The organism is [Actinomadura] parvosata subsp. kistnae (assembly GCF_900323885.1).
In the GTDB taxonomy this organism is placed as follows: domain Bacteria; phylum Actinomycetota; class Actinomycetes; order Streptosporangiales; family Streptosporangiaceae; genus Nonomuraea; species Nonomuraea composti.
Window position 1 is genome coordinate 107,364 of record NZ_OOHJ01000022.1, and the last position, 25,090, is coordinate 132,453.

General features: G+C 72.2%; 27 protein-coding genes and 1 pseudogene. 8 read left to right on the forward strand and 20 right to left on the reverse strand.

The genetic code is table 11. From position 1 onward, the window contains the following. Positions 1–4 precede the first annotated feature (4 nt). The 3 genes from pucL to uraD are packed head-to-tail and all read right to left on the reverse strand — an operon-like array spanning position 5 to position 1,656. Positions 5–868: a factor-independent urate hydroxylase gene (gene pucL / locus KIS93_RS43235; RefSeq protein WP_080041129.1), complete on the reverse strand. Its 864-nt coding sequence runs from the start codon at positions 866–868 to the stop codon at positions 5–7. Beyond that, positions 869–1,168: a hydroxyisourate hydrolase gene (gene uraH / locus KIS93_RS43240; RefSeq protein WP_080041130.1), complete on the reverse strand. Its 300-nt coding sequence runs from the start codon at positions 1,166–1,168 to the stop codon at positions 869–871. It lies immediately after the preceding gene. Continuing rightward, positions 1,165–1,656 (reverse strand): 2-oxo-4-hydroxy-4-carboxy-5-ureidoimidazoline decarboxylase, encoded by a 492-nt coding sequence (uraD, locus tag KIS93_RS43245; RefSeq protein WP_080041131.1) that lies wholly within the window; start codon positions 1,654–1,656, stop codon positions 1,165–1,167. The genes uraH and uraD overlap by 4 nt, the downstream gene beginning before the upstream one ends. Before the next feature lie 155 nt (positions 1,657–1,811). On the opposite strand from uraD, the gene KIS93_RS43250 reads away from it, so the two are divergent. Then, positions 1,812–2,651, forward strand: a complete 840-nt coding sequence (locus tag KIS93_RS43250; RefSeq protein WP_080041132.1) for a deoxyribonuclease IV — start codon at positions 1,812–1,814, stop codon at positions 2,649–2,651. Between the two features lie 373 nt (positions 2,652–3,024). Here KIS93_RS43250 and KIS93_RS43255 read toward each other — a convergent pair whose 3' ends face one another. From KIS93_RS43255 to KIS93_RS43290, 8 genes are all read right to left on the reverse strand, one after another. Continuing rightward, positions 3,025–3,336, reverse strand: a complete 312-nt coding sequence (locus KIS93_RS43255) for a hypothetical protein (protein ID WP_186404762.1) — start codon at positions 3,334–3,336, stop codon at positions 3,025–3,027. Further along, positions 3,303–3,482 carry a hypothetical protein gene (locus KIS93_RS43260; RefSeq protein ID WP_186404763.1) on the reverse strand — a complete coding sequence of 60 codons (180 nt, stop codon included), beginning with the start codon at positions 3,480–3,482 and terminating at the stop codon, positions 3,303–3,305. Before KIS93_RS43260 ends, KIS93_RS43255 begins: the two co-directional genes overlap by 34 nt. Before the next feature lie 87 nt (positions 3,483–3,569). Next, a complete protein-coding gene (locus KIS93_RS43265; protein ID WP_186404764.1) occupies positions 3,570–3,848 on the reverse strand; it encodes a hypothetical protein in 279 nt (92 codons plus the stop codon). A 151-nt stretch (positions 3,849–3,999) separates the two neighbouring features. Then, on the reverse strand, positions 4,000–4,521 hold the full coding sequence (locus KIS93_RS43270; protein ID WP_186404765.1) for a sodium:solute symporter family transporter: 522 nt from the start codon (positions 4,519–4,521) through the stop codon (positions 4,000–4,002). Then, the gene (locus KIS93_RS43275; protein ID WP_080041134.1) at positions 4,518–4,820 is read right to left on the reverse strand and encodes a hypothetical protein; all 303 of its coding nucleotides are present in this window, start codon (positions 4,818–4,820) and stop codon (positions 4,518–4,520) included. Before KIS93_RS43275 ends, KIS93_RS43270 begins: the two co-directional genes overlap by 4 nt. Then, positions 4,817–5,557, reverse strand: coding sequence for a LytR/AlgR family response regulator transcription factor (locus tag KIS93_RS43280; protein ID WP_080047045.1), 741 nt, complete (start codon positions 5,555–5,557; stop codon positions 4,817–4,819). Before KIS93_RS43280 ends, KIS93_RS43275 begins: the two co-directional genes overlap by 4 nt. Positions 5,558–5,623: 66 nt before the next feature. Then, positions 5,624–6,781 carry a sensor histidine kinase gene (locus KIS93_RS43285; protein ID WP_080041135.1) on the reverse strand — a complete coding sequence of 386 codons (1,158 nt, stop codon included), beginning with the start codon at positions 6,779–6,781 and terminating at the stop codon, positions 5,624–5,626. A gap of 54 nt (positions 6,782–6,835) precedes the next feature. Further along, a complete protein-coding gene (locus KIS93_RS43290; protein WP_230466414.1) occupies positions 6,836–7,447 on the reverse strand; it encodes a molybdopterin-dependent oxidoreductase in 612 nt (203 codons plus the stop codon). Between the two features lie 244 nt (positions 7,448–7,691). Here KIS93_RS43290 and aroF point away from each other — a divergent pair, with 244 nt between their 5' ends. Together aroF and KIS93_RS43300 are read left to right on the forward strand one after the other, a co-directional pair. Beyond that, positions 7,692–8,708, forward strand: coding sequence for a 3-deoxy-7-phosphoheptulonate synthase (aroF, locus tag KIS93_RS43295; protein ID WP_080041137.1), 1,017 nt, complete (start codon positions 7,692–7,694; stop codon positions 8,706–8,708). 111 nt (positions 8,709–8,819) lie between these two features. After that, positions 8,820–9,107 carry a YiaA/YiaB family inner membrane protein gene (locus tag KIS93_RS43300; RefSeq protein ID WP_080041138.1) on the forward strand — a complete coding sequence of 96 codons (288 nt, stop codon included), beginning with the start codon at positions 8,820–8,822 and terminating at the stop codon, positions 9,105–9,107. Here KIS93_RS43300 and thiI read toward each other — a convergent pair. The 3 genes from thiI to macS all read right to left on the reverse strand — a co-directional run bounded on the left by thiI (position 9,104) and on the right by macS (position 12,130). Next, positions 9,104–10,300 (reverse strand): tRNA uracil 4-sulfurtransferase ThiI, encoded by a 1,197-nt coding sequence (thiI, locus tag KIS93_RS43305; protein ID WP_080041139.1) that lies wholly within the window; start codon positions 10,298–10,300, stop codon positions 9,104–9,106. The two genes, KIS93_RS43300 and thiI, sit on opposite strands and share 4 nt — an antisense overlap. Before the next feature lie 67 nt (positions 10,301–10,367). Further along, on the reverse strand, positions 10,368–11,009 hold the full coding sequence (locus KIS93_RS43310) for a response regulator (protein WP_080041140.1): 642 nt from the start codon (positions 11,007–11,009) through the stop codon (positions 10,368–10,370). 20 nt (positions 11,010–11,029) lie between these two features. Continuing rightward, positions 11,030–12,130, reverse strand: coding sequence for a MacS family sensor histidine kinase (gene macS, locus KIS93_RS43315; protein WP_080041141.1), 1,101 nt, complete (start codon positions 12,128–12,130; stop codon positions 11,030–11,032). A gap of 111 nt (positions 12,131–12,241) precedes the next feature. On the opposite strand from macS, the gene KIS93_RS43320 reads away from it, so the two are divergent. Next, positions 12,242–13,090 carry an MHYT domain-containing protein gene (locus KIS93_RS43320; RefSeq protein ID WP_186404766.1) on the forward strand — a complete coding sequence of 283 codons (849 nt, stop codon included), beginning with the start codon at positions 12,242–12,244 and terminating at the stop codon, positions 13,088–13,090. Positions 13,091–13,226: 136 nt separating this feature from the next. After that, positions 13,227–13,967, forward strand: coding sequence for an MHYT domain-containing protein (locus tag KIS93_RS43325; protein WP_230466538.1), 741 nt, complete (start codon positions 13,227–13,229; stop codon positions 13,965–13,967). 159 nt (positions 13,968–14,126) lie between these two features. Here the strand turns inward: KIS93_RS43325 and KIS93_RS43330 are convergent, their stop codons facing one another. Continuing rightward, the gene (locus KIS93_RS43330; RefSeq protein WP_080041143.1) at positions 14,127–15,152 is read right to left on the reverse strand and encodes a 6-phosphofructokinase; all 1,026 of its coding nucleotides are present in this window, start codon (positions 15,150–15,152) and stop codon (positions 14,127–14,129) included. A 143-nt stretch (positions 15,153–15,295) separates the two neighbouring features. On the opposite strand from KIS93_RS43330, the pseudogene KIS93_RS43335 reads away from it, so the two are divergent. After that, positions 15,296–16,546 (forward strand): annotated as a pseudogene (locus KIS93_RS43335) (FGGY family carbohydrate kinase); the annotation flags it as partial. Positions 16,547–16,785: 239 nt separating this feature from the next. Here KIS93_RS43335 and KIS93_RS68470 read toward each other — a convergent pair. Continuing rightward, positions 16,786–18,009, reverse strand: a complete 1,224-nt coding sequence (locus tag KIS93_RS68470) for a N,N-dimethylformamidase beta subunit family domain-containing protein (RefSeq protein WP_186404767.1) — start codon at positions 18,007–18,009, stop codon at positions 16,786–16,788. Positions 18,010–18,249: 240 nt separating this feature from the next. Then, a complete protein-coding gene (locus KIS93_RS43345) occupies positions 18,250–19,170 on the reverse strand; it encodes a lactonase family protein (RefSeq protein ID WP_080041145.1) in 921 nt (306 codons plus the stop codon). 93 nt (positions 19,171–19,263) lie between these two features. Between KIS93_RS43345 and KIS93_RS43350 the strand changes: the two genes are divergently transcribed. Next, positions 19,264–20,115 (forward strand): bifunctional helix-turn-helix transcriptional regulator/GNAT family N-acetyltransferase, encoded by an 852-nt coding sequence (locus KIS93_RS43350; protein ID WP_230466415.1) that lies wholly within the window; start codon positions 19,264–19,266, stop codon positions 20,113–20,115. 6 nt (positions 20,116–20,121) lie between these two features. On the opposite strand, the gene KIS93_RS43355 is transcribed toward KIS93_RS43350, so the two are convergent. Then, positions 20,122–22,272, reverse strand: coding sequence for an MMPL family transporter (locus KIS93_RS43355; RefSeq protein WP_080041147.1), 2,151 nt, complete (start codon positions 22,270–22,272; stop codon positions 20,122–20,124). 109 nt (positions 22,273–22,381) lie between these two features. On the opposite strand from KIS93_RS43355, the gene KIS93_RS43360 reads away from it, so the two are divergent. Continuing rightward, on the forward strand, positions 22,382–22,975 hold the full coding sequence (locus KIS93_RS43360; RefSeq protein WP_230466416.1) for a TetR/AcrR family transcriptional regulator: 594 nt from the start codon (positions 22,382–22,384) through the stop codon (positions 22,973–22,975). A 262-nt stretch (positions 22,976–23,237) separates the two neighbouring features. Here the strand turns inward: KIS93_RS43360 and KIS93_RS43365 are convergent, their stop codons facing one another. Both KIS93_RS43365 and KIS93_RS43370 read right to left on the reverse strand, forming a co-directional pair. Then, positions 23,238–24,260, reverse strand: a complete 1,023-nt coding sequence (locus tag KIS93_RS43365; protein WP_080041149.1) for an alkaline phosphatase PhoX — start codon at positions 24,258–24,260, stop codon at positions 23,238–23,240. Between the two features lie 337 nt (positions 24,261–24,597). Beyond that, the gene (locus KIS93_RS43370; RefSeq protein WP_080041150.1) at positions 24,598–25,065 is read right to left on the reverse strand and encodes a Dps family protein; all 468 of its coding nucleotides are present in this window, start codon (positions 25,063–25,065) and stop codon (positions 24,598–24,600) included. Positions 25,066–25,090: the final 25 nt, after the last annotated feature.

Consider the following 25,090-nt stretch of genomic DNA (forward strand, 5'->3'; position numbering starts at 1 on the left):
TCCCCTACTCCCACGCGAATCCGGCGTCGGGGGCGTCCTCGCGCAGCACGCCGCCCTCGATGAGCCCGTACGGCCGGTCGGCGGCGTGGAAGACCTCGTTGTCGTTGTCGAGGCCGAACGGCGACAGGTCCACCGCGAAGTGGTGCTTGTTCGGCAGCGACAGCCTGACCTCGCAGATCTCGGGGCAGGTGGTCAGGGCGCGCTCGCCCATGGCGTACAGGGTCTGCTGCAGCGAGAGGCTGTGGGTCTGCGCGAACGCGTCGAGCAGGCACCGCCGGACCTCGCCGTACGACTTGGCGAAGGCGGAGCCGTCGGCCGAGGTGTGCCGCCACTGGGCGGTGACGGCCGTGGCCAGGACGCGGTCGGTGGCCGGCTGGAGCGTCGTGTACTCGTCGGTGATGAAGCCGTGGAACTCCGAGCCGGTCGAGTTCAGCAGCACGAGGTCCTTGAGCCCCGACAGCACGGTGGTGCGGCCGTCGCGGTCGTGGTGCACGACGCAGGTGCGCACCTCGCCGCCGTCGCGCACGAACGAGTGCGGGCCCGTGCGGGTCCAGCCGTACTCCTCGATCGCGACCCTGGCGTGGTGGATGGAGTGCTGGGCGGCGACGAAGTGCCGGGCCAGGCGCAGGGCGAACTCCTCGATCTCGCCGACGCCGTGCCGCCGGGCGAAGACGTACACGGTGTTCTTCTGCGTGTCGGTGGGCAGCACGGCGGAGTTGTCGCCGGTCAGGTGCGCGGCCTCCATGTCGCCCGACAGGGAGGTGCTGACGTTGACGTCCTTGAGGTGGTGCACGGGGCCGTCCCTGACGACGTGGACGAGCCTGGTCTCCGCCTTGCCGTAGCGGTTGGCGCCGAGTCTGACGGTCATTCAGCTCCCTCGGTAGGTGGAGTAGGCGTACGGGCTGAGCAGCAGGGGCACGTGGTGGTGCCGGCCGGGGTCGGTGATGGTGAAGGTGACGACGACCTCGGGGTAGAAGGTGTCCTTCAGGTACGCGCCGGTGTCGAAGACGACCCGGTGCACGCCGGCGCCGGGCTGCCAGCCGCCGATGCGGCCGTCGTCGTCGGTGCGGCCCTCGGCGATCACGCGGCCGTCGTGCTCCAGGCGGACGCGCAGGCCGGCGGCGGGCCGGCCGGTGACGGCGTCGAGCACGTGGGTGGAGAAGCTCACGGCGCCTCACCGACCAGTCTGGTCAGCCGCAGCCGGGTGATGGCGGCCAGCTCGGCACGGACGACCGCGCGCTCGCGCTCCTCGTCGTTGCCCAGCCGCTCGCGCAGCCGGGCCAGCATCTCCGCGCCGGTCAGCCCGGTGGCGCAGACGAGGTAGACGTGCCCGAACCGCTCCTCGTAGGCCCGGTTGCCGTCGGCGAGCGCGGCGCGCAGCCCGTCCTCCACGCCCGACTGCTCCTGGCGGGACCAGGCGGCCTCGCGGCCCTGCCCGCTCGCCCGCTCGCCGATCCTGGGGTGGGCGCTCAGCGCCTCCAGGACGTCGGGCCAGTCCAGCTCCAGCACGGCCGCGCCGGCGGCGTCGAGCAGCGCCCGCGCGTCGGCGTACGGCCGCAGCGCGGCCACCTTCCCGGCGAACGTGCGGGAGGCGCAGCAGGCCATCAGGTCGGCCTCGGCCTCGTCCGGGGAGCGGGCGTTGAAGTCGGTGAGCATGCGAGAAGTACACACATGCGCTTCGTGCCCGGTCCATCCGCGAGAACTCCCAAGTCGCGGTCCTGATGCCGGGCACTTTTCGTGTCATGCTCCAACCCCCGCGGCTGCGTGTGGGGACGGGAACAGTCGGTGACCGCACCTAAACTGAAGCCATCATGACCCCAACTTCCCTGATCGGCGGACACGTGTCCGTCACGGGCGGCCTGGCGACGGGCGGCCTCAAGTACATGGCCGAGATCGGCGCCGAGATGATCCAGGTGTTCGTCACCAACCCGCGCGGCTGGGCGCTCAACGACGGCAAGCCCGACGAGGACGCCAAGCTGGCCGAGTCGGGGGTGACCGCGTTCATCCACGTGCCCTACCTGGTCAACTTCGGCTCGCCCAGCCCCGAGACGCTGGCCAGCTCCGTCGGGGTGGTGCGGCACGCGCTGCGCCGCGGGGTGGAGACCGGCGCCAAGGGCGTGGTGGTGCACACCGGCTCGGCGGTGACGCAGCCGCGCGACGACGCGCTGCGCCAGTTGCACGAGCACCTGCTGCCGCTGCTCGACGAGATCCCCGACGGCGGCCCCGACCTGCTGCTGGAGCCGATGGCGGGCCAGGGCGCCATGCTGTGCGCCACCGTCCAGGACATCGAGCCCTACCTGGCCGCGCTCGACTGGCATCCGCGGGCGTGCATCTGCCTCGACACGTGCCACGCCTTCGCCGCCGGTCACGACCTGGCCGCCGAGGGCGGGGTGAAGGAGACGTTCGACGCGCTGCACGCGATCGCGCCGGGGCGGCTCAAGCTGATCCACGCCAACGACTCCAAGGACGTGTGCGGCGCGAAGAAGGACCGCCACGAGAACATCGGGTCGGGCCACATCGGCGCGCAGCCGTTCGCGGAGCTGATGCGGCACCCGGCGGTGGCCGGGGTGCCGATCTGCATCGAGACGCCGGGCAAGGCGCCCAAGCACGCCGAGGACATCGCGCTGCTGAAGAAGCTCAGGGACGGCTGACCGCCCCGAGCCAAAGCCCAGGGACGAATGCCTCATCGGGCCGGTAACCGTGATAGGGGCGCCCGCTCGCGCGATCCGGCCGCCCCCGAAGGCCGGATCGCGGGGCCGCGCGAGGCGGCCTGCACGGGCGCCCCTTCACGTCCGGCATGGCGGGCCCCACCCCCCGGTAAGGGGCCCGACAGCCGCGGCGACCTGCGTTTGTCGCCGGTGAACCCGGTGCACCAGACCCTCTCGGTGAGCCTTGCGGCCCGTCCCCCCGGTGCGCCGGGATGGCTCCGATGCCGAAACACTACGGTTGCGATCTTGCGGGCGAAACCCTGTTTACGGACAGCGCGTTGAACGGTCTGTAGTCAGCGTTATACGGAGAGTGTTGTTACGACCAGCGGTCGTCGTCGCGCGACGAACGGTAGGCAGGGGGGCCCGCAAGATGCTCGGGCAGATGCATCCGGGCCATCATCCGGCCCACCACTTGCGGCACCCGACCCGGTGTGACCAGGGATGTCACCACCATCGCGGCGAACGAGAGCGGCACGGCGACCGGCGCGGGGCAGGAAGTCAGCGCGCCCATCTTCACGCCTGCCTGCTCCGCGACCACCAGCGCCGCCGTCACGCCCCCGCCGGTCACGAACCCGGCCGCGACGCCCACGTCCGTCAGCCGGGGCCACCAGATGCCGAGCACGAGCATGGGCAGAACGTGGCGGCCGACAGGCTGAAGCCGAGCAGCACGAGCGCCACCGAGACGCCGGGGCTGCTGAGCGCCGTCAGGGCCAGCGCGGCGAGCATGACGGCCGCCACCGCCGTACGGAACGAGCGCACCCCGGCCCGCGACACGCACGCCGACACCGCGCCCCGACGGCCACCAGCACGCCCCGGAGGTGGCCAGGAAGGCCGCGAACGCGCCGGCCGCCAGCAATCCCGTCAGCACCTCCCCACGGCGCCTGAGAGCATCCTGGCGGGCAGCAGGAGCACGATCTCGTCGGCGGCGGCCCCGCGCACGTGGACGTGCCCCAGGACCCCGTACAGCGGCGGCACGACGCAGAACAGGGCGAGCAGCACCTGCGTGGCCACGATCGAGCGCCGGGCGCCGGGCCCGTCCCTGCTGGTGTAGACGCGCACGATCACGTGCGGCAGCCCCATCGTGCCCAGCGCGCACGCGACCAGCACGGACAGCACCCCGGGCAGCGACGGGTCGCCCACCCCCGCCAGCCGGTGCCGCCGGACCGGTAGGCCCCGGCGAACCAGCCGTCGGGCCCGGGGACGAGCGGCGTGCCGACCGTCCACCAGCACACGGCCCCGACCCCGACGAACACCGCCAGCTTCAGCCAGAACTGCGCGGCCTGCACGCTCGTCACGCTGCCCAGCCCGCCGGCGAGCGCCACGGCCAGCGCCGCCCCGCGACGCCGGCCCAGCCCAGCCACGGCGGCAGCCCGGTCAGCAGCCGCACGACCACCCCGGCCGCGTGCAGCTGGGCGACGAGGAACGCCAGCCCGACGACGAGCACGAAGCAGGTGGTGAAGCGGCGCAGCCGCGCCGAGCGCAGCCGCCATTCGGCGAAGTCGGGCAGCGTGTACGTGCCCGACCGCCGCAGCGGGGCGACCACGAGGGCCAGGATGACGACGAACCCGGCGGCGGCCCCCGCCGGGTACCACAACATCGGCGAGCCGTGCGTGGCGATGAGCCCGGCCGTGCCGAGGCAGGCGGCGGCCGAGGTGAACTCGGAGGTGATCGCGGCGCCGTTCCACCACGGGGGCACCGCCCTGGCCGCGACGTAGAAGTCGGAGGCGCCGCGGGAGCGGCGCGGTCGCGCGGCGCCGACCATGACGCCCAGAACCAGCACGAAGGCGATCCCGGTCAGCACCGCGACGGTCATCTCTCCAGCCGCTCCGCCCATCTGAGGTGCAGCACGGACAGGCCCACCCAGGCCCCCTGGACGGCCAGCGACATCGCCACCCAGGCCCAGGGGTCGGGCACCCAGGCGGCGAGCACCGGCACGCCCAGCAGCAGCCCGGCCACGGCGCCCACCGTGCGCAGCGCCTGCCGTAACTGCGGGCCGACGATGGCGGGCACGCCGGGCGAGTCGCCGGGTGAGTCGCCGGGGAGCGGCGGGGTGCCGCGGCTGCCGAGCGGCGGGGGCCGCCGCGTCACGACGACGCGGCGCCCGCCGCTCACGAGATCACTCCCCGGTGCTGCCGGACGAGCTGCTCGCGCACCTGCCGGCTGTGCCGCCTGCTGACCTGCAAGGTCTCGGTGCCGACGGTGAGCGTCACCCGCCCGCCCTCGAAGCGCAGCTCGCTGACGTGCCGGCCGGAGACGAGCGTGCTGCGGTGGATGCGGATGAACCCGGCATCCGACCAGCGCCGCTCCAGCGCGGCCAGCGACATGCGCACCAGGTAGCTGCCGTCGACGGTGTGCAGCCGCACGTAGTCGCCCTTGGCCTCGGCGAACCAGACGGCCTGCTGCGGCACGAAGCGGGTGCGCCCGCCCAGCTCGACGGGGATCACGTCGTCCTGGCCCGGCTCGGGCACCGGGCTGGTGGCGGCCTCCAGCCGGCGCACCGCCTCGGACAGGCGCTCGGCCCGCACGGGCTTGAGCAGGTAGTCGACCGCCTCCAGCTCGAACGCCTGCACCGCGCACTCCTCGTGCGCCGTGACGAACACCAGCCGGGGCGGGCTGGGGAACCCGCCGACCAGCCGGGCGAGGTCGAGCCCGTCGAGGCCGGGCATCCGGATGTCGAGGAAGACGCCGTCGAGCCGCTCGCCGCCGCCGATCATCTGGACCATGTCCTGCAGCGCCGTGACGCCGTCGGCCGCGGTCGTGACGTGTTCGATTCGGTCGTCCTGGCGCAACAGGTAGGCGAGCTCCTCCAGAGCAGGCACTTCGTCGTCAACGGCCAGAACTCTCAGCATGTCCACCACGCTGTCGTATGAAAGCAGAGGTCACCAGCGCCACGCTAGCATAGGGTAAGGATTTGACTACAAAGAGCTAAGTTGCGTCTTGGGGACGCGCAGCCGCACCTTCGTGCCGGCCCCCAGCGCGGTCTCCACCACGAGGCCGTAGCCGTCGCCGTAGATCTGGCGCATGCGCAGGTCCACGTTCGCCAGGCCGATGCCGCTGCCCTCGCGCGCCGGGTCCTCGTCCAGCATGCGCCGCGCGCACTCCGGGTCCATGCCGGCGCCGTCGTCCTCGACCGTGATGTGCGCCTCGGGGCCGGCGTCGCGTACCACGACCCGCACCTCGCCGGGGCCGCCGCGGCCCGCCATGCCGTGCTTGATGGCGTTCTCGACCAGGGGTTGCAGGCACAGGAACGGCACCGGCACGGGCAGCACCTCGGGGGCCACCTGCATGCTGAAGCGCAGCTTGTCGCCGAACCTGGCACGTTCCAGCAGCAGGTAGCGGTCCACGCAGGTCAGCTCGTCGGCCAGGGTGGTGAAGTCGTGGGCCCTGCGCAGCGCGTAACGGGAGAAGTCGGCGAAGTCCAGCAGCAGCTCGCGGGCGCGCTTGGGGTTGGTGCGCACGAACGAGGCGATCGTGGTCAGCGCGTTGTAGACGAAGTGCGGCGAGATCTGCGCGCGCAGGGCGCGCATCTCCGCCTCCAGCGCGCGCCGCCGGGAGGCGTCGAGCTCGGCCAGCTCCAGCTGCCCCGAGACCCAGCGGCCCACCTCGCTGACGGTACGCACGAGCGCCGCGCTCACCTCGCCGTCGAAGGCCGCCAGCACGCCCACCACCGTGCCGTCCACGGTCAGGGGCACCGCCACGGCCCCCAGCTCAGGCCCCTGCGGCTGCCCGGGGAACACCTGGGCCCGCCCGGCGGCCAGCGTGGCGCGCGCGTAGGTGAGCACGTCGTCGGTGCACGGCCCGTCCCACGCCAGCGCCGCCTCCGTCGAGGTGATCGCCACGGCCGGCGTGCCGAGCAGGGTGCGCAGGTGCCGCACCGCCTTGCGGGCGGAGTCGCGGTCGAGCCCCGCGCGCAGGGCCGGGGCGGCCATCGCGGCGATGTGCAGCGTGGTGAACGTGGCGTCGTCCGCCCTGTGGCCCTCCGGTACCGCCCGGCCGCGCCAGGGCGCGCGGGCGAGCCCGTAGCCGAGAAGGAAGGTCAGGGAGCACAGCGCCACGCACACGGTGGTCAGCATGCTGGAAACCGTAACCAATAACGGAGCGTGCCCGGGGGAAAACCGGGAGTTGTGTCAGGGCGGGCCCTCTCCGGGTTCTTCCTGGTAGGAGTAGCGCTGCTCGCGCCACGGGTCGGCCACGTTGTGGTAGCCGCGCTCCTCCCAGAAGCCCCTGCGGTCCTCCAGGAGGTATTCGATGCCGCGCACCCACTTCACGCTCTTCCACGCGTACAGGTGCGGCACCACGATGCGCAGCGGGAAGCCGCGCTCGGGGCTGAGCGGCTTCTCGTCCAGCTCCATCGCGAACAGCGTGTCGGGGGCGGTGAAGTCGGACATGCGCAGGTTGGCGCTGTAGCCGTACTCGGCCCAGATCATCACGTGGCGCACGCCCGGATCGGGCGGGGCCGCCTGCATGATCGTGGCGGGGGTGACGCCGCGCCACTCGTTGGCCATGAGGGAGAACTTGGTGACGCAGTGGAAGTCGGCGATGCGCGTGGCGCGCGGCAGCTGCTCGAACTCGCTCCAGTCGTAGCGGTGCTCCTCGCCCGACGCCGTGGCCCCGAACACCCGGAAGTCCCAGCTCTCGGGCTTGAACGCGGGCACCCTGCCGTAGTGGATCACGGGCCGGCCGCGCGGGACGTACTGGCCTGGAGGCAGGCGCGACTCCTCCACGATCACTCCCCTCACCGGTCTCGCATCTTGGGCCATCCTGCCATCGGGCCCGTCCTGGTTCGCGAGCGGGTGGCGTGCGGTAGGCTTTCGAGCCATGCACGCAGCGTTCCTGTTTTCCTATGGCGGCGGACCCGAGTCCGTTCGCCATCTGATGCTGCGCTAGCAGTCAGGCGAACGAAGGCCCCGGGTCCGATCGGACCCGGGGCCTTCTTGTTTTTCCCGCCCGGTTCTTTTCCTCCCTCCAGCAAGGAGCAAGCAGATGGTGATCGTGATGGGGCCCGAGGCCACCGCCGCCGACATCGAGGCGATCGTGTCCGTCGTCGAGGCGGCCGGGGTGGAGGCGTTCGTCAGCAAGGGGGTGCGGCGCACGATCGTCGGCCTGGTCGGCGACGTGACGCAGCTCGACGCGGCCGGCCTGAGAGGCATGGCGGGGGTGCGCGACGTCATGCGCGTGTCCACGCCGTACAAGCTGGTCAGCAGGGAGAACCATCCGGAACGCTCCACGGTCCACGTGGGCGGCGTGCCGATCGGCCCCGACACCGTGACGCTGATCGCGGGGCCGTGCGCGGTGGAGACGCACGAGCAGACGCTCGCCGCGGCCAGGATGGCGCAGACCGCCGGCGCGGTGCTGCTGCGCGGCGGCGCCTTCAAGCCGCGCACCTCCCCCTACGCCTTCCAGGGGCTGGGCGAGAAGGGCCTGCGCATCCTGGCCGACGTGCGCGAGGAGACGGGGCTGCCGATCGTGACGGAGGTCGTGGACGCGCGCGACGTCGAGATGGTCGCCTCGTACGCCGACATGCTGCAGGTCGGCACCCGCAACATGCAGAACTTCGCGCTGCTGCAGGAGGTCGGCGCGGCCGGCAGGCCGGTGATGCTCAAGCGCGGCATGACGGCCACGATCGAGGAGTGGCTGATGGCGGCCGAGTACATCGCGCAGCGCGGCAACCTCGACATCGTGCTGTGCGAGCGGGGCGTGCGCACCTACGAGACGGCCACCCGCAACACGCTCGACGTCTCGGCGGTGCCGGTGGCGCAGCGGCTGTCGCACCTGCCGGTGATCGTCGACCCGTCGCACTCGGGCGGACGGCGCGACCTGGTGCTGCCGCTGACCAGGGCCGCCATCGCGGTCGGCGCCGACGGTGTCATCATCGACGTGCACCCGCAGCCGGAGCAGGCGCTCTGCGACGGCCCGCAGGCCCTCGTGGACACGGATCTGGGTGAGCTGGCCCAGGTCATGACCGACTTCCCGGCGCTGCTGGGCAAGACGGCCGCCTGACCTGTTCCCTGAACGGCCGGCCCGCCACGAGCCACACGCCGGCCGTACTCACAGGTAACTTGAGTAGGAGAACTCATGTGCCGGGCTTCGCCCGGGCCGCACGATGGCCCCATGACGAAGCCCATTCAGCCCACGCAGACCACCGCGTTCTACGTTCAGGCGATCCTGTCGTTCGCCGTCTCGCTGACCTCCGTGGTGATCGCCCTCGTCTACCTGCCCACGGCCGGCTGGATCAAGGCGTTCCTCGGGCTCGGCCTCCTGTACGTCGTGACCTCCACGGTCACCCTGTGCAAGGTGGTACGGGACCGGCAGGAGCTCGCGGAGGTCAGCAACCGCGTCGACCAGGCCAGGCTGGACAAGCTCCTGGCCGAGCACGACCCCTTCAAGGTCGACGCCTAAAGGGTGTACTCCTGGATCGAGTCGGCGAGCTGCACGCACAGCTCCTCGGCGTCGAGCCGCTTCTCGATCAGCTTGAGGTCCTCGATCTTGGCCCGCGTCTCGGCCCGCTTGGGAGCCAGCAGCGAGCAGCAGTCTTCGTCGGGCAGCTCGGAGATCTCCAGCGTGCCGATGCGGCGGGCCTCGGCCATGATCTCCGTTTTGTCCCAGCCGACCAGGGGGCGCAGGATCGGCAGGTCGACGGCGTTGTCCTGGGCGGTGATGTTGGCCAGGGTCTGCGAGGAGACCTGCCCGAGGGCGTCGCCGGTGATCAGGGCGGCGGCGCGGATGCGGTGGGCGACCTCCTCGGCCGTCTTGAGCATCAGGCGCCGCTGCGCGATCACCGCCAGGCGGTCCTGGCCGGAGGTGCGGATCGACTGCTGCGCCTTGCCGAACGGCACCACCCACAGGCGGGACTTGCCCTGGAACCGGTCGAGCTTCCTGACCAGCGCGTACGCCTTGTAGATCGACTCGGACGTGGTGAACGGGATGCCGGAGAAGTGCAGGAAGTCGACGTGCAGGCCGCGCCGCATCATCCGGTAGGCCGCCACCGGCGAGTCGATGCCGCCGGACATGAGCACCAGGGCCCGGCCGCTGCTGCCGACGGGCAGGCCGCCCTGGCCGGGGATGCCGCCGGTGAAGACGAACACCTCGTCGCGGTCGACCTCGATGAACACGGTCAGCTCGGGGTTCTTCAGATCGACGGGCAGGCCGTACTCGTCGTTGATGGCGCCGCCGACGAGCCGGTCGAGCTCGTTGGAGCGCAGCGGGAAACGCTTGTCGCGGCGGCGGGAGCGGACCGCGAAGCGGGCGCCCCGCTTGGCCTCCTCGCTCTCGCCGACCAGCTCGAGACCGGCCTTGAGCACGGTGTCGGGGTCTTTGGCGACCCGCCAGGCGCGGTGGATCCAGACGAGCCCGGGCACGTCGGCGACGCGCTGCGCCACGGCGTCGGCCTGCTCGGCGGTGGCCCCCTCGGGCAGGAAGATCGCGATGACGCCGTGCCGCTTGCGCACGTCGACCTGGATGCCCACCGTCTGGAGGGCGTCGCGGATGTTGGCGATCAGGCGGCGTTCGAACAGCTCGCGGTTCTTGCCCTTGAGGACGATCTCGCCCAGCTTGAGCAGAACGCACGGCTCGCCCAGGGCCGACATCGTCATGGTGGAACCTCCGGGAAGACGGGGACGGGCGCGGCGGTCTGAAGGGGAACGTCGCGACCACCCGAGTTTAGTCCGCGTCGAGGCCGCGCTCGATCGCATATCGCACCAGCTCGACCCGGTTGTGGAGCTGGAGCTTGCCAAGGGTGTTCTGCACGTGGTTCTGGACGGTGCGGTGGGACAGGACGAGCCGCTCGGCGATCTGCCGGTACGACAGCCCCTTGGCGACCAGCCGCAGCACCTCGGTCTCGCGCTCGGTCAGGCGCGGCCCCTCGCTGGGTTCGAGCTGGACGGCCAGCCGCCGGTACTCCCCCAGCACCAGCCCGGCCAGCCCCGGGGTGAACACGGCGTCGCCGTCGGCGGTGCGGCGCACGGCGTCGAGGAACTCCGCGCGGCTGGCCGATTTCACGAGATATCCGCAGGCGCCCGCCTTGACCGCCTCCAGCACGTCGTCCTGCTCGGCGCTGGCCGACAGCACCAGCACCCTGGGGGCCGGGTCCACCCGCGCCAGCCCGGCCGCCACCTCGGGCCCCGGCAGGTCGGGCAGCCTCAGGTCGAGCACCACGACGTCGGGCAGCACCGCGGCGGCGACCCTGAGCGCCTGCCGCCCCTCCCCCACGGCCGCCACGACCTCGTAACCGGCCTCCGTCAGATCCCTGGCGACGCCGTCGCGCCACATGGGATGGTCGTCCACCACCATGACCCGCACCATGGCGCCACTGTAAGCGTTGCTCAGGCGGGCAGGGTGATCTCGACCTCGGTGCCCTGCCCGGGAACGCTCACGATCGTCACCTTCCCGCCCAGCTCGGCCATCCGGCCCCGGATCGACCGGGCCACGCCCATGCGGCCGTCGGCGGCGGCCTGCTCCAGCCGGCCCTGCGGGATGCCCGGCCCCTCGTCCCTGACGGTGACGGTGACCGCGCCGTCCAGGAATTCGGCCAGCACCCAGGCGCGCGCGTCGTGACCGCAATGCGCGCGCACGTTGTCGAGGGCGGCGCCGACGGCGGCGGCGACGGACGCCGCGGCCTCGGCGGGCAGGAGCAGCGGCGTGGCCGGGGCCGAGACGGTGACGGAGGACGAGCCGTACCGGGCGAGGAGGGAGCGCAGGTCGGTGGTACCGCTGGGCGCCGGCGGGACGATCGAGATCAGCTCGCGCAGCGCGGCCTCCTGCTCCCCCGCCAGGCGGCCCAGCTCGCCCGCCTCGCCCCCGAGCTCCCGGCCGCGCCGGTGCACCAGGGCGAGCACCTGGAGGACCGAGTCGTGGATGTCGCGGGCCAGCCGCTCGCGCTCGCGCTGGGCGGCCTCCATCTCGGCGGCCCGCTGCATGCGCTCCTCGGCCTGCTTGGCCAGCCGGGCCACGTGGCCGACGAGCCAGCCCGCCATGAGCAGCAGCACCGTCTCGTTGATGAGGACGGACGCCTCGTCGGCCCCGGAGCGGGACCAGATGTCACCGGCGGCGACCACGGCGGCCGCGAGCGTGCCGGCGCGGCGGCCGTGCCGCACGGCCCAGGCGAGCACGGGCGCGGCCATCCAGGTGGCGGGCACGGGCATGGTGCCGGTGGCCGTCTGCAGGGTGCCCTGCACGTACGGGCTGGCGAGCAGGCACGCCAGCGTCACCGCCAGGTCGGCGGACAGCAGGGGCCAGCGGCGCAGCGACTCGGCCGCGTAGGCGACGGTCGCGCCGGCCGTCCACAGGGCCATGACCAGGATGACCAGCCAGCCGAGCACCGGCTCGGCATAGCCGCGGTGCTGGGCCAGGAGCACGACCGCGTAGACCAGCGAGGCGACGCGGAAGACCGCGATCGCCCGCCAGAACGGCCCCTCGATAGCCATGAGTCCTTCTCATGTTTCCGACACGCGGGTTGACAGATAGTACGGATATCCATGCGAAAGGGACATCCGGGATGGCACAATCCGGGAACCCCTAATGCAAGGAACCGATAGATGACCGCTGTGAATCATTTCACCTACGGACTGATCACGCCGTTGCTCGCCTACGTCATGTCCTGCATCGGCTCGATGCTCGGACTGCGGCTCACCGCGCAGGCGCACGCCTCGCGCGGCGGCGCCCGCGTACGCTGGCTGCTCGGCGCGGCGATCTCCATCGGCGGCACCGGCATCTGGGTCATGCACTTCATCGCCATGATGGGCTTCGAGGTGGAGGGCACCCAGATCAAGTACGACGTGCTGCTCACCGTGGCCTCCGCGGTGGTGGCCATCGTGGTCGTCGGCACCGGCCTGTTCCTCGTCTCCTACGGCGGCGGCCGGGTCCTGGCGCTGCTCGGCGGCGGCCTGCTGACCGGGCTCGGCGTGGCCTCGATGCACTACCTCGGCATGTACGCGATGAACATGTCCGCCCACGTCTCCTACGACCGGCTCACCGTAGCCGCCTCCGTGGCCATCGCCGTGGTCGCCGCGACCGTGGCCCTGTGGTTCACCCTGCGTGTCAAGAAGCCGATCTGGATCACCGGCGCCGCCCTCGTCATGGGCGTGGCCGTCTCGGGCATGCACTACACCGGCATGTACGCCATGCACGTCTCGGTGGACGCCGAGCCCGGTGTCGTCGCCGGCGCCGACGCGCTCGACTTCCTCGTGCCGCTCATGACCGTCATCAGCCTCATCACCCTGACCATGCTCCTCATGGTCATCCTGTCGCCGTCGGAGGAGGAGCTGCACGAGGACGCGCAACTCGTCGCCAAGCTCGAACAGCGCCGCCGCGCCGCCCACCAGGAACAACTCACGTATCCGACGCCGATGCCGCGCCAGCAGCCGATGCAGGCTCGGCGAAGGTAGTTGCGCGGGCGACGACCGCCTGCTCATACTCCCTTATCGGTGGGTAAGGGATGGGTGGGGCATGTCGCCGATCGATCATTTCTCCTATGGGCTCTTAACGCCTGTAACCGCGTACATCATGTCCAGCGTGGGCTCCATGCTCGGCCTGCTGCTCACCTCGCGCGCGAGGCTGATCGGCGGGCGTGAGGCCAAGTGGTGGCTCATCGGCGCGGCCCTCGCCATCGGCGGCACCGGCATCTGGACGATGCACTTCATCGCCATGCTCGGCTTCTCCGTCGACGGCCTGGCGATCCGGTACGACGTCCCGCTGACCGCCGCCTCCGCGCTCGTCGCGGTCGTCGTCGTGGGGATGGGCCTGTTCCTGGCCTCCCACGGCGGCGAGCGGCGGGCCTACCTGCTCGGCGGCGGCGTCCTGACCGGCATCGGCGTGGCGGCCATGCACTACATGGGCATGGCCGCCTTGAACATGTCCGGCCACGTCTCCTACGACCCGGTCGTGGTGACGCTGTCGGTGCTGATCGCGGTGGCGGCGGCCACGGTGGCGCTGTGGTTCACGTTGCGGGTCAGCGGCGCGCTCAGGATCGGCGGGGCGGCGCTGGTCATGGGCGTGGCGGTGTCGGGCATGCACTACACCGGCATGTTCTCGATGTCGGTCGCCTCGCACGAGGAGATGACGGCGGTGCCCGGCGCGCGGGCCATCGACTTCCTGCTGCCGCTCATCGTCGGCATCAGCGTCATCACGGTGGGGCTGCTGCTCACCGTCATCCTGTCGCCCTCGGAGAAGGAGCTGCGCAGCGAGGCCGCGTACCGGGAGCGGCTGCGCGGGGGCGACGAGGGCGCGCCGGAGGTGGATCTCTTCGGCACGCCCCGCGGGTGAGCCACAAGACTGAGATACGGCTTGCACCGCATGGTGGGCCGCCGACTCTCCGCGGCGCAAGCCGTACCCTGAGGGGGTTGTAGCGGTAACCCCGCTGCCCTCAAGGTACGGCCGCCCGCTTGCGAGCCGCTTTCACCTGGTTATCCGGGCGGCACGGCGTTACCCGAAGAAGACCTCGGCCTCGGAGTAGCGCTCCACCGGCACGGTCTTCAGCTCGGCGGTGGCCTCGTCGAGGCCGACCCGCACGATGTCGGTGCCGCGCAGCGCGACCATCTTGCCGTAGTCGCCCTCGTGGGCCGCGTCGATCGCCTGCAACCCGAACCTGGTGGCCAGCACCCGGTCGTAGGCCGTGGGCGTGCCGCCGCGCTGGATGTGGCCGAGCACCGTCGTGCGGGCCTCCTTGCCGGTGCGCTTCTCGATCTCCTTGGCCAGCACCTCGCCAATGCCGCCGAGCCGCACGTGGCCGAACGCGTCGAGCGTGCCCGCCTGCAGCTCCATCTGCCCCTCGATGGGGTGCGCGCCCTCGGCGACCACGATGATGGGCGAGTAGCGGGTGCGGAAGCGGGACTCGACGTACTCGCAGACCCGGTCGATGTCGAACGGCTTCTCCGGGATGAGGATGACGTTGGCGCCGCCGGCCATGCCCGCGTGCAGCGCGATCCAGCCCGCGTGCCGGCCCATGACCTCGCAGATCAGCGCCCGGTGGTGGGACTCGGCGGTGGTGTGCAGCCGGTCGATGGCCTCCATCGCGATGTTGACCGCGGTGTCGAAGCCGAAGGTGTAGTCGGTGCCGGACAGGTCGTTGTCGATGGTCTTGGGCACGCCCACGACGTTGACCTCGCGGTCGTAGAGCTGCTTGGCGACGCCAAGGGTGTCCTCGCCGCCGATGGCGATCAGCGCGTCCACACCGGTGGCGGCCAGGTTCTCCTTGATCCGGCCGACCCCGTTCTCGATCTTCATGGGGTTCGTGCGGGAGGAGCCCAGTATCGTGCCGCCGCGCGGCAGGATGCCGCGCACGGCCTGGATGTCGAGGGGCATCGTGTCGCCTTCGAGGGGGCCGCGCCAGCCGTCACGGAAGCCGACGAACTCATGACCGTAGACGCTCACCCCCTTACGCACCACTGCCCTGATCACGGCGTTGAGCCCGGGGCAGTCGCCGCCTCCGGTCAGCACTCCAATACGCATGGCGGGTTCCTCCCAGATAGGGGTCACGAACCAGACCTTGATGTCAGACTCGCATTGTGCCCGGCATCACACACAGTGGTCTAGACCAAACGCCAGCCCGAAAAACTAAACCTGCGTCTGCTTGAAACTGCGGAGGAAATTTCATGATTGTGCTCGCGATTGACGCCGGAACAACCGGGGTAACGGCGCTGGTAGTTACAGAAAACGGGCAGATCATCTCCAAGGGCTACGAAGAATTCGCGCAGCATTTTCCGCGGCCCGGCCGGGTCGAGCACAACCCCGAGGACATCTGGCAGGCCACCCTCTCGGCGTGCGCCACGGCGCTGCGCGACGCCCCCGGGCCGCCGTCCTGCGTGGGCATCACCAACCAGCGCGAGACCGCCGTCCTGTGGGACCGGCGCACGCTCGCCGCGCCCCGCCGCGCGATCGTCTGGCAGGACCGCCGCACCGCCGCCCTGTGCGGGCGCCTGCGCGAGGCCGGGCACGAGCCGCGCGTGTCGGAGCTGACCGGGCTGCGCCTCGACCCCTACTTCACCGCGACCAAGCTGACCTGGCTGGCCGAGAACGACCCCCGGGTGTGGGACGGCGTCACGTCCGGAAATCTGGCCATCGGGACGGTGGACTCGTACCTCATCGCCAGGCTGACGGCGGGCGCGCGGCACGTCACCGACCCGTCCAACGCCTCGCGCACCCTCCTGTACGGGCTGGAGTCCGGCACCTGGGAGCCGGAGCTGTGCGAGCTGTTCGGGGTGCCGGAGGCGGCCCTGCCGGAGATCGTGCCCAATCACGGCCCGATCGGGCGTACCGACCCGTCGGCGTTCCTCGGGCTCGACGTGCCCATCAGCGGCGTCGCCGGCGACCAGCAGGCGGCGCTGTTCGGGCAGACGTGCTTCGACGTGGGCGACGTCAAGTGCACCTACGGCACGGGCTCGTTCGTGCTGACCAACCTCGGCGACCGGATCGTGCGCTCCGGCTCGGGGCTGCTGACCACGGTGGCCTGGCAGACGCCGTCGGGCGAGCGCACGTTCGCGCTGGAAGGATCGATCTTCGTGACTGGGGCGGCGGTGCAGTGGCTGCGCGACGGGCTCGGCGTCATCGGGACGGCCCCCGAGTCGGAGGCCGTCGCCCGCACCGTGCCCGACAGCGGCGGCGTCGTGTTCGTGCCCGCGCTGACCGGGCTCGGGGCGCCGCACTGGGACCCTCAGGCGCGCGGGCTGATCACCGGCATCACCCGCGGCACCACGCGGGCGCACCTGGTCAGGGCCACGCTGGAGGCGATCGCGTACGAGGTGCGCGACGTTGTCGAGTCCATGAGCCCCGAGCCCGGCGCCATCTCCGTGCTCAAGGCCGACGGCGGCGCCAGCGCCAACGACCTGCTCATGCAGCTCCAGGCCGACCAGCTCGGCACCCCGGTGGAGCGGCCCGCCGTCCAGGAGACGACCGCGCTCGGGCCGCGTTCCTGGCGGGGCTGGGGGCGGGCGTGTGGGGGTCGCAGGCCGAGCTGCGCAAGACCTGGCACCTCGAACGGCGCTTCGAGCCGGGCGAGCGGGACGACGCCGCCTACGAGCGGTGGCGCGCGGCCGTCCGCCTCGCGACCGCCGCCGCCCACGGCTCCTGACTCCGCCACCCACCCTCAAGACCCCGCGTCGCCGCTCCGGGCCCCCGCCGGTCGCGCGGACGGCGCCGACGAGGCGGACGGCGCGGGCGGCGGGTTGCCTGCCGGGCCTTCGGCGAAGCGGGTGAGGAGGTTGAGGGTGGCGCGGCGGGTGAAGGCGGCGGCCGCGTCGGTGACGCCGTGCCCGCAGCGCCGCCCGCGCAGCGCGCACACCCACCGCATGGTGCCGGAGGCGAACACCCCGGCCCCGCTCGGCGCCGTGTAGTACGTGCTGTGGCTGACGCTCGCCCGCCCGCCACAGGAGAACGGCGACTCGGCCAGCACCTGGACCCCGGCCGGCGAGCCCCGCGACACCCGGTCGGTCTCCACCCCGACCAGGCCGGGGAAGCGCCGCCCCTTCGTCCCCGCGAAGATCCAGTGCCCGGGCCTGCTCACCCGGTAGACCCCTTCGGCGGGGAAGCAGTCGTACATCTGCCCCACCAGCGCGCTCTCCGGCGCCGTCTCCCGCCACAGGTCGCACACCCGCTCCTTGTCGCACACGACCTGCCGGCCGCGCAGCGCGATGCGCCAGTAGACGGCGTTGGCGCCGAGGAAGGCGAGGTTCGTGCCGTGGTCCCTGGCCCGGGTGACGGTCGCGCGCATGCCGGGCGACCAGTACTCGTCGTGCCCGAGCGAGAAGAGCGCGCGGGCGCCGTCGAGCGCGCCGGGCACGAGGTCCAGGTCGGTCAGGTACGCCAGCGGCACCCCGCTCTCCTCGGCCACGGCCAGCGCGTCCTTCTCGAAGTCGAGGAAGAGCCGGGCGCCGGTGCCGTCGTAGGGGCGGTCGAAGGTGACGGCGCGCGAGCGGTGGCCGAACCCGCCGGGGCCGGTGTAGAGACTGCGGCCGCCCCACAGGTTGTACGCCTGCCAGGTGGTGACCGCGTTCACGATCACCACGCGCCCGGCGGTGGAGGCGGAGCGCACGGTGACGGGGACGTAGCGCTGGCCGCCGGTGGAGGCGTCGAGCCTGATGAGGTACGCGCCTTCGGGCCAGCCGGCGGTGTCCACGGTGAGCGACGGGCTCCAGTGGGCGGCGGTCACGGTGCCGTTCACGACCCGGGCCGGCGCCTGCCGGGTGCCGGGGGTGCGCGCCGACTCCCACACCTTGGCGGGGTTGGCGCCCATGCGGAAGGCGAGGGCGGTGAAGCGCGGAGCGGTGGTGGAGACGTGCAGCCGGAACCGCTCGCCCGGCAGCACGCTCACCCGGTCGGCGTAGCCCTCGATCTCGTGCTCGGCGCCGTGCCGGGTGATCCGCCACGACTCCTGGACGTCGGCGACCGGCGGCTTCGCGGGCCCCGCCGTCGCGGGCGGCGGGCGGCGGGCGGCCGGGTGGCGGGCGGCGGGCCGCAGGCGGCGGCCAGCAGGACGAGAGCGAGCAGGATTCGGCGCACGGGCCCATGGTCGTGACCGGTCGCGCGGGCGGGCCCCGACTTGGCGAACTCCTTACATGATCAACACGCAGGCCGGGCTTTCCACCTCGTACGACTCCCCGTCCGGCACCGGCACCCCGTCGTCCTGGAGCCGGAAGGAGGTGACGGTGCCGGCGTTCTGGTTGGCCACGTACATGCGGTCGCCGTCGATGGCGAAGTGCCGGGGCCAGGTGCCGCCGGAGGGCACCTCGGCCACCGGTGACAGGTCGGCCGCCCGCAGCACCGAGATCGTGTTGGGGCCACGGTTGGCGACGTAGACGAGGTCGCCGTGCACCTGGAGGTGCGAGGGCGCGTTCTCGCCCTCCTGCCGGGAGGCGCGCACGACCGTGCGCCGCTCGCCCTCGACGAGGGTCACAGTGCCGTCGAGCTCGCCCGCCACGTACAGACGCGAGCCGGCGAAGGCGAAGTGGCGCGGGCCGGTGCCGGGGGCCAGGGTGATCGGCTCCAGCGGGGTGCCGTCGAGGTGGTAGCGGCGGATCTCGTCGGTGCCGAGGTCGGAGACGTGCAGCAGGCCGTCGTGGAAGACGGCCTGGTGGGCGTGCGGGCCTTCCTGGCGTTCGGCGTTCGGGCCGGAGCCCTGGTGGCGCAGCACGATCGGCTCCCCGGCGAACGCGCCGCGCTCGTCCAGCCGGTAGAGGGTGGCGGTGCCGTCGCCGTAGTTGGCGACGGCGAGGAGGTGGCCCTCGGGGTGCACGGCGACGTGGCAGGGGCTGTGGCCCTCGCTGGGGCGCTCGTCCAGCGCGCCGAGCCTGACCCCGTCGGCCTGGAACGCGGTGAGCCAGCCGCGTTCGAGCTCGCCCACCGCGTACAGCACCGGCAGCGTGGGGTGGGCGGCCAGGAACGACGGCGCCGCCACCCGCGCCAGCCCCTGCTCCCCGGGGGCGCCGAGCGTGACGATGCCGGGGCCGTATCCGCCTATGCGCACGTGCTTCACAGCGGGATCCTCCTATGGTTGACTAAGGCAATGAGTTCGTTGACAGAGGCAAGGGTTTCTGAGGTCAGAGCCTTCAACCGGTTCTATACGAAGGTGATCGGCGCGCTCCAGGCGGGGATGCTCAACTCGCCGTACTCGCTGACCGAGGTGAGAGTGCTGTTCGAGCTGGCGCACGCCGAGCGCATGGAGACCGGCGAGCTGCGCGGGCTGCTCGGCCTGGACGCCGGATACCTCAGCCGCATCCTCGCCCGCTTCGAGAGCGACGGCCTGATCACGCGCGAGCGCTCGGCCGCCGACGCGCGCAAGCAGCTCGTCGCGCTCACCCCGGCCGGCGCCGAGGTCTTCGCCGCGCTCGACAAGCGCTCGTCGGAGGAGATCGGCGCCCTGCTCGACGGCCTGCCCGAGACCGACCAGGAGCGGCTGGTCGGCAGCATGGCCACGATCAGGCGGCTGCTGGGGGGCGGCGGGCAGGCGCGCGCGCCGTACGTCATCAGGCCGCCCCGCACCGGCGACCTGGGCTGGGTCGTCTACCGGCACGGCGCCCTCTACAGCGCCGAGTACGGCTGGGGCACCGAGTTCGAGCAGCTCGTCGCCCGGATCGTCGGCGACCTCGACTTCTCCCGCGACACCGGCTGGATCGCCGAGGTCGACGGGGAGCGGGCCGGCTGCGTGTTCTGCGTGCGGCAGGACGACACCACGGCCAAGCTGCGGATGCTGCTCGTCGAGCCGTCCGCCCGGGGCCTCGGCATCGGGCGGCGGCTCGTGGACGAGTGCCTGCGGCACGCGCGGGCCGAGGGATACAAGCGGATCGTGTTGTGGACGCGCGACTGCCTGGAGAGCGCGCGGCGCATCTACCAGGCGGCCGGGTTCGAGCTGGACTCGGAGGAGAAGGGGATGGAGAACGGGGTCGAGGTCACCGAGCAGATGTGGTCCCGAGACCTCTGACCCCCCTCAGCGAGGCCGGGCGCGGGGCCACCAGTTGAGCGGCCCCGCCAGGCGCATCAGGCTCGGCACCAGCACCGCCCTGATCACGGTGGCGTCCACCAGCACGGCCACCGCCATGCCGACGCCCAGCATCTGCACGAACGCCACCGACGCCGTCGCGTAGGCGGCGAACGACAGCGCCAGGATGCCGCCGGCCGCCGTGATCAGCGGCGCCCCCGCCTGAAGGCCCGTGGCCACGGCCGACTCCGTGTCGCCCGTCCGGTCGTACTCCTCCTTGATCCTGGACAGGAGGAAGACCTCGTAGTCCATCGACAGCCCGTAGGCGACGCAGAGCATCAGGATCGGGATGCTCGGGTCGAGCGTGCCCGTCGGGGTGAAGCCGAGCAGGCCGGACAGGTGGCCGTCCTGGAAAATCCAGACGATGGCGCCGAACATGACGCCGAGGCTGAGGACGTTCAGCAGCGTCGCCTTGATCGGGATGACCACGCTGCGCGTCATGAGGAACAGGACGGCGAACGTCACGGCCAGCATGAGCGCCAGCAGCAGCGGCAGCCGGTCCACGACCGAGGAGCGGTAGTCGGCCAGCTCGGCCGGGTAGCCGCCGACCAGCACCTCGAAGGGCGGCGGCACCGCGCGGACGGCCTCGACGAGGCGGACGGGGTCGTCGGCCAGCGCCGCCGCTGACGGGACCACCGACAACCACGTGCCCGGCCCCTCGAACCTGGCGGGCTCGCCGTCGCCGACGCGGGTGCCGCCCGCGTACGAGCCCGCCGCCGAGTCCACCTGGGCCACGCCGGGCAGCCTGGACAGGCTCGCGGCGTAGGGGGCGACGTCGCCCGCCACTGCGCCCTTGGACACGAGCTGGATGGCGTCGGTCTCCTCCGCAGGGAAGGACCGGCGGATGACGTCCTGCGTCTGCCGCGAGGACGCCTCCGGCGGCAGGATGCGGTCGTCGGCCACGCCGAACCGCAGGCCCAGGAACGGCGAGGCGAGCACCAGCAGCAGCGCCGTGGCCAGCCCGCCGAACACCAGCGGCCGGCGCATCACCCGGGTGGCCAGGCCGTGCCAGAAGCCGTCCGCCCGCTCGGGGACCGGCCTCCTCGGCAGGAAGGCGCCGCCGATCGCGGCCAGCACGGCGGGCAGCACGATCACCGCCGCCACCAGCCCGCCCGCCACGACCGCGATCCCGGCATAGGCGAAGGAACGCAGGAAGTCGAACGGCAGCGCGAACAGCACCGCCAGCGACGAAGCCACGGTCAGGCCGCTGAACAGCACCGTCCGCCCCGCGTGCTCGACGGCCCCGGCGACCGCGGCGGCCCGGTCCACGCCACGCCGCGTCTCCTCGCGGAAACGCTGGATGACGAACAGGCAGTAGTCGATGCCCAGGCCGAGGCCCATGGCGAGGGTCAGGTTGAGCGCGAAGGTGGAGATGTCGGCGAACAGCAGGACGCCGCCGAGCAGCGCCAGGCCGAGCACCATGGCGTACACGCCGGCCAGGATCGGCACCAGGGCCGCCATGACGCGCCGCTGGTAGAGCCAGAGCAGCACGAACGCCAGCGGGAAGATGACCAGCTCGGCCCGCACGAAGTCCTGCCTGGCCAGCGGCACCGTCTCCCTGAACACCTCCTCCCCTCCCCCGGCCCGCACTTGCAGCAGGTCACTCCCCCGGGTGATCTCGGGGACCAGCCGGGGCAGGACCTCGGCCCGCACGTGGTCGGCGTCGCCCGGGATGCGGACGACGATCAGCGCGTGCCTGCCGTCGCGGCTGCGCAGGGTGGCGGGCTTGCCGCGGGTCCAGTACGAGGCGGACTCGGCCACGCCCTCGTGGCGGCCGGCCCGCTCGGTCAGCTCCCTGCCCGCGGCCTCGACGGCCGGGTCGTCCACGGTGCCGCGCCTGGCCGTCACCAGGAAGATCATGTCGGGGCTGCCGGTGCCGAACCGCTCGACCAGCTCCCGCTGCGCCCGGTCCGACTCCGAGCCCGGCGCCTCGAACCTGGACAGCGACAACCCCGACGCCGCCCCCGCCGCCAGCACCCCGGCGCCGGCCAGCAGGGCCAGCGCGAGCGCGAGCACGAGCCGGTGGCGGCGGGCGAGAAAGAAGCCCAGCCTGCGCAGCGGCGGGCTCGCCGTGACCGGGCGGGCGCGGGTCGTCACCATGAGATCTCCCCGAAAACTCGGTAAACTGCTCGTGTTTTACGTTCAGACCCAGAAATACAAGTGAATGCTCGTATTTGTCAACGAGTCGTATCTCTCCACGAGGAGACCCATGCCTGAACGCACGGTCCGCCGGCAGGCGCGCGGCCTCAAACGCATGGCCGACATCCTCGACGCCGCCGAGCAGGTGATCGCCGAGGTCGGCTACCCCGAGATGACCACCAACCAGGTCGCCGCGCGGGCCGGGATGTCACCCGGGTCGCTGTACCAGTTCTTCAGGAACAAGGAGGAGATCCTCGACGGGCTCGTCACCCGCTACACCGACGACCGGCAGGCGTTCTGGGCCGACCGGCTCGCCGCCGTCACCCCCGAGGTGCCGCTGGAAGCGCTGGTGGGACAGCTCGTGGACGAGAGCGTGCGCTTCAAGACCGCGTCGCCCGCGTACTGGTCGCTCCTGTACGGCACCGCGACCGGCGACCGGCTCGCGGCGGCGTCACAACGGCTGCACGAGGACATCGCGGGGCACATCGCCGCCATGCTCCGCCGCCGCTCCCCCACCCTCTCCGAGGAACGCGCCCAGCTCACGGGCACCATGGCGCTGGCCATGGTGAAGGCGGTGATGCCGATGATCAGCACGTCGGGGCCGGAGCGGGCGGCCGAGCTCGTGACCGAACTCAAGCTGATGCTGGTGCGCTACCTGTCGTAGCCCCGCCCCGGCGCGCCTCGCCCAGGCGCGGGAGCTCGGGCTGAGGCTCGCGCCGGACTCCGGCCCGTGGCCTGAAGTCTGGACTTGGGCGCGCACGAGCCGAAGCCGCGCGACCGGCTTCGGCTCACGCGTTACAGCAGCCAGGCAGCTCACGCGTCACAGGACCGCGCGAACGACTTCGGGCGGGCCAGGCGGGCACGGCCGCGCGACCGACTCCCGAAGCTCGGCCGTCGCAGGGGCCGCGCGACCGGCTTCGGGCGGGTCAGGCGCGGAACGGGCCCGAGACCTCGAACGTGTGGCCCTCGGTGCGGCCGCGCCTGGCCGAGAAGTAGAGCCGCTCGCCGTCAGGGGAGAAGGCGAGCCCGGTCAGCTCGGCCCCGTCGTGCCCCTCCAGCCGCAGGAACGGCGTCACCGCCCGGTCGGGCGCGATGACGTCGATCTCGGGCCGCTCCCTGGCGACGTACAGATCGCCGGAAGGAGCGGCGGTGATGGCGCGCACGCCCTCGCACAGCCGGTCGAGGGTCGAGCTCTGCGCGTCGTACGCCCACAGGCCGGTGTCGCCCTTCGTGGTGAAGTAGCACACCCCGCCCGCGTAGTGGCAGCCGTCGCCGCCGTCGAAGTGGCGGGCGTCCTCGACCTGGTGGCGGGCCTCCTTGAGCAGGGCGGCCGGCGAGGGCACGGCCTGCCAGTGGCCGGAGGCGCACAGCACCTCCAGCGTGCCCTCCGTCAGGTCGCCCCAGTCACTGGGCCGGAAGCGGTAGAAGCAGCCGTCGGGCTCGTCTTCCGTCATGTAGATGACGCGGCGCTCGGGGTCGCAGGCGGCGGCCTCGTGCTTGAAGCGGCCCATCGCCAGGCGCGGCCGGGCGGCGCGGGCGCCGTAGGGGTCGCACTCGAAGACGCGGCCGCGGTGGCCGAGCTCGCACGACAGCCAGGTGTGCCACGGCGTGGCGCCGCCGGCGCAGTTGAGATCGGTGCCCGACAGGATGCGGTAGGCGTCGGCGATGCTGCCGTCGGCGCGGAACCGCAGCGCCGACGCGCCGCCGAGCAGGGGCAGCTCGGAGTTGCTGACGTAGATCCAGCCGCCGCCGTCGGGGAAACAGGCGCCGCCGTCGGGGGCCGCGTGCCAGGTCAGGCCGGCGACCTTCTCGCCGGATCGGGCGACGACCCGGCCGGTGAACCCTGGGGGCAGCGCCAAGCCACCCGTGCCTGCCAGGCCGAGCGGACCGTACGGGCTGACGCCGCCCGACACGAGCGGGCCCGTGCGGAGGAGAGTCTTGCGCGACATCGTGGGGCCTCCCTCTAGGTGCCACGCTAGTCGACCGCACCGACATGAATGGCAGGGACTCGCGACATCAAACTCTGCGCAAACCCCGCTTCCCGTTCGCCGGGCGGTCCGCGCGTGGTGACGTTCCGTACAGACGGCGGGGGTACGCGCTCCCGCGACCAGCCGCCGGACCATCGGCCGGGCGAGATGCGTGGAAGCGCGCCCGCCCGCGAAGATCGGACGGGGTGACAGCACTCTGTCGGGATCGCCCACGTCCGGACCTGGTCCCGTATTCAGCCGGCCGTCCCTGGCACGCGAAAGCCCGGGCGCGGGGCCCGGGCCGTCCTCGCGCTGGGGGTCAGCGCTGCGCCTGGAACATCCAGTGCTGCTTGTCGATCTCCTGCGCCACGGCGATCAGGAGGTCCTGGCTGACGGGGTCGGCCTCCTCGGTGGCGCGGATGCGCTCGTACATGCGCTTGCTGATGCCGTCGAGGACGTCGGTGATCGTCGCCAGCACCTTGCCGTCCTCGATCCAGCCGCTCTCCGGCTGCTGGATGTCGCTCGTGCGGGCGATCGTGGCGGCGCGGCCGTCCGGGTTGACGCCCAGGGCGACGGCGCGCTCGGCGATCGTGTCCATGTGCGTACGCGCCAGCGCGACGACCTCGTCGAGCTGGAGGTGGATCGAGCGGAAGTGCGTGCCGATGAGGTTCCAGTGCGCCTGCTTGGCGACCAGCGACAGGTCGATGAGGTCCACGAGGGCGCCCTGGAGGGCCTCGGCGACAGTGTTCTTGGCGTCGCCCGAGAGCGGGCCGGTGATGGTAGCCATGTCCTACTTCCTCCCCTTCGGTCGG

Coding starts and splice junctions, on each gene's coding strand:
- pucL (WP_080041129.1), bottom strand. CDS start 868: ATGACCGTCAGACTCGGCGCCAACCGCTACGGCAAGGCGGAGACCAGG.
- uraD (WP_080041131.1), bottom strand. CDS start 1,656: ATGCTCACCGACTTCAACGCCCGCTCCCCGGACGAGGCCGAGGCCGAC.
- KIS93_RS43250 (WP_080041132.1), top strand. CDS start 1,812: ATGACCCCAACTTCCCTGATCGGCGGACACGTGTCCGTCACGGGCGGC.
- KIS93_RS43255 (WP_186404762.1), bottom strand. CDS start 3,336: ATGCTCGTGCTCGGCATCTGGTGGCCCCGGCTGACGGACGTGGGCGTC.
- KIS93_RS43270 (WP_186404765.1), bottom strand. CDS start 4,521: ATGACCGTCGCGGTGCTGACCGGGATCGCCTTCGTGCTGGTTCTGGGC.
- KIS93_RS43280 (WP_080047045.1), bottom strand. CDS start 5,557: ATGCTGAGAGTTCTGGCCGTTGACGACGAAGTGCCTGCTCTGGAGGAG.
- KIS93_RS43285 (WP_080041135.1), bottom strand. CDS start 6,781: ATGCTGACCACCGTGTGCGTGGCGCTGTGCTCCCTGACCTTCCTTCTC.
- aroF (WP_080041137.1), top strand. CDS start 7,692: ATGGTGATCGTGATGGGGCCCGAGGCCACCGCCGCCGACATCGAGGCG.
- KIS93_RS43300 (WP_080041138.1), top strand. CDS start 8,820: ATGACGAAGCCCATTCAGCCCACGCAGACCACCGCGTTCTACGTTCAG.
- thiI (WP_080041139.1), bottom strand. CDS start 10,300: ATGACGATGTCGGCCCTGGGCGAGCCGTGCGTTCTGCTCAAGCTGGGC.
- KIS93_RS43310 (WP_080041140.1), bottom strand. CDS start 11,009: ATGGTGCGGGTCATGGTGGTGGACGACCATCCCATGTGGCGCGACGGC.
- macS (WP_080041141.1), bottom strand. CDS start 12,130: ATGGCTATCGAGGGGCCGTTCTGGCGGGCGATCGCGGTCTTCCGCGTC.
- KIS93_RS43320 (WP_186404766.1), top strand. CDS start 12,242: ATGACCGCTGTGAATCATTTCACCTACGGACTGATCACGCCGTTGCTC.
- KIS93_RS43325 (WP_230466538.1), top strand. CDS start 13,227: ATGCTCGGCCTGCTGCTCACCTCGCGCGCGAGGCTGATCGGCGGGCGT.
- KIS93_RS43330 (WP_080041143.1), bottom strand. CDS start 15,152: ATGCGTATTGGAGTGCTGACCGGAGGCGGCGACTGCCCCGGGCTCAAC.
- KIS93_RS43355 (WP_080041147.1), bottom strand. CDS start 22,272: ATGGTGACGACCCGCGCCCGCCCGGTCACGGCGAGCCCGCCGCTGCGC.
- KIS93_RS43360 (WP_230466416.1), top strand. CDS start 22,382: ATGCCTGAACGCACGGTCCGCCGGCAGGCGCGCGGCCTCAAACGCATG.
- KIS93_RS43365 (WP_080041149.1), bottom strand. CDS start 24,260: ATGTCGCGCAAGACTCTCCTCCGCACGGGCCCGCTCGTGTCGGGCGGC.
- KIS93_RS43370 (WP_080041150.1), bottom strand. CDS start 25,065: ATGGCTACCATCACCGGCCCGCTCTCGGGCGACGCCAAGAACACTGTC.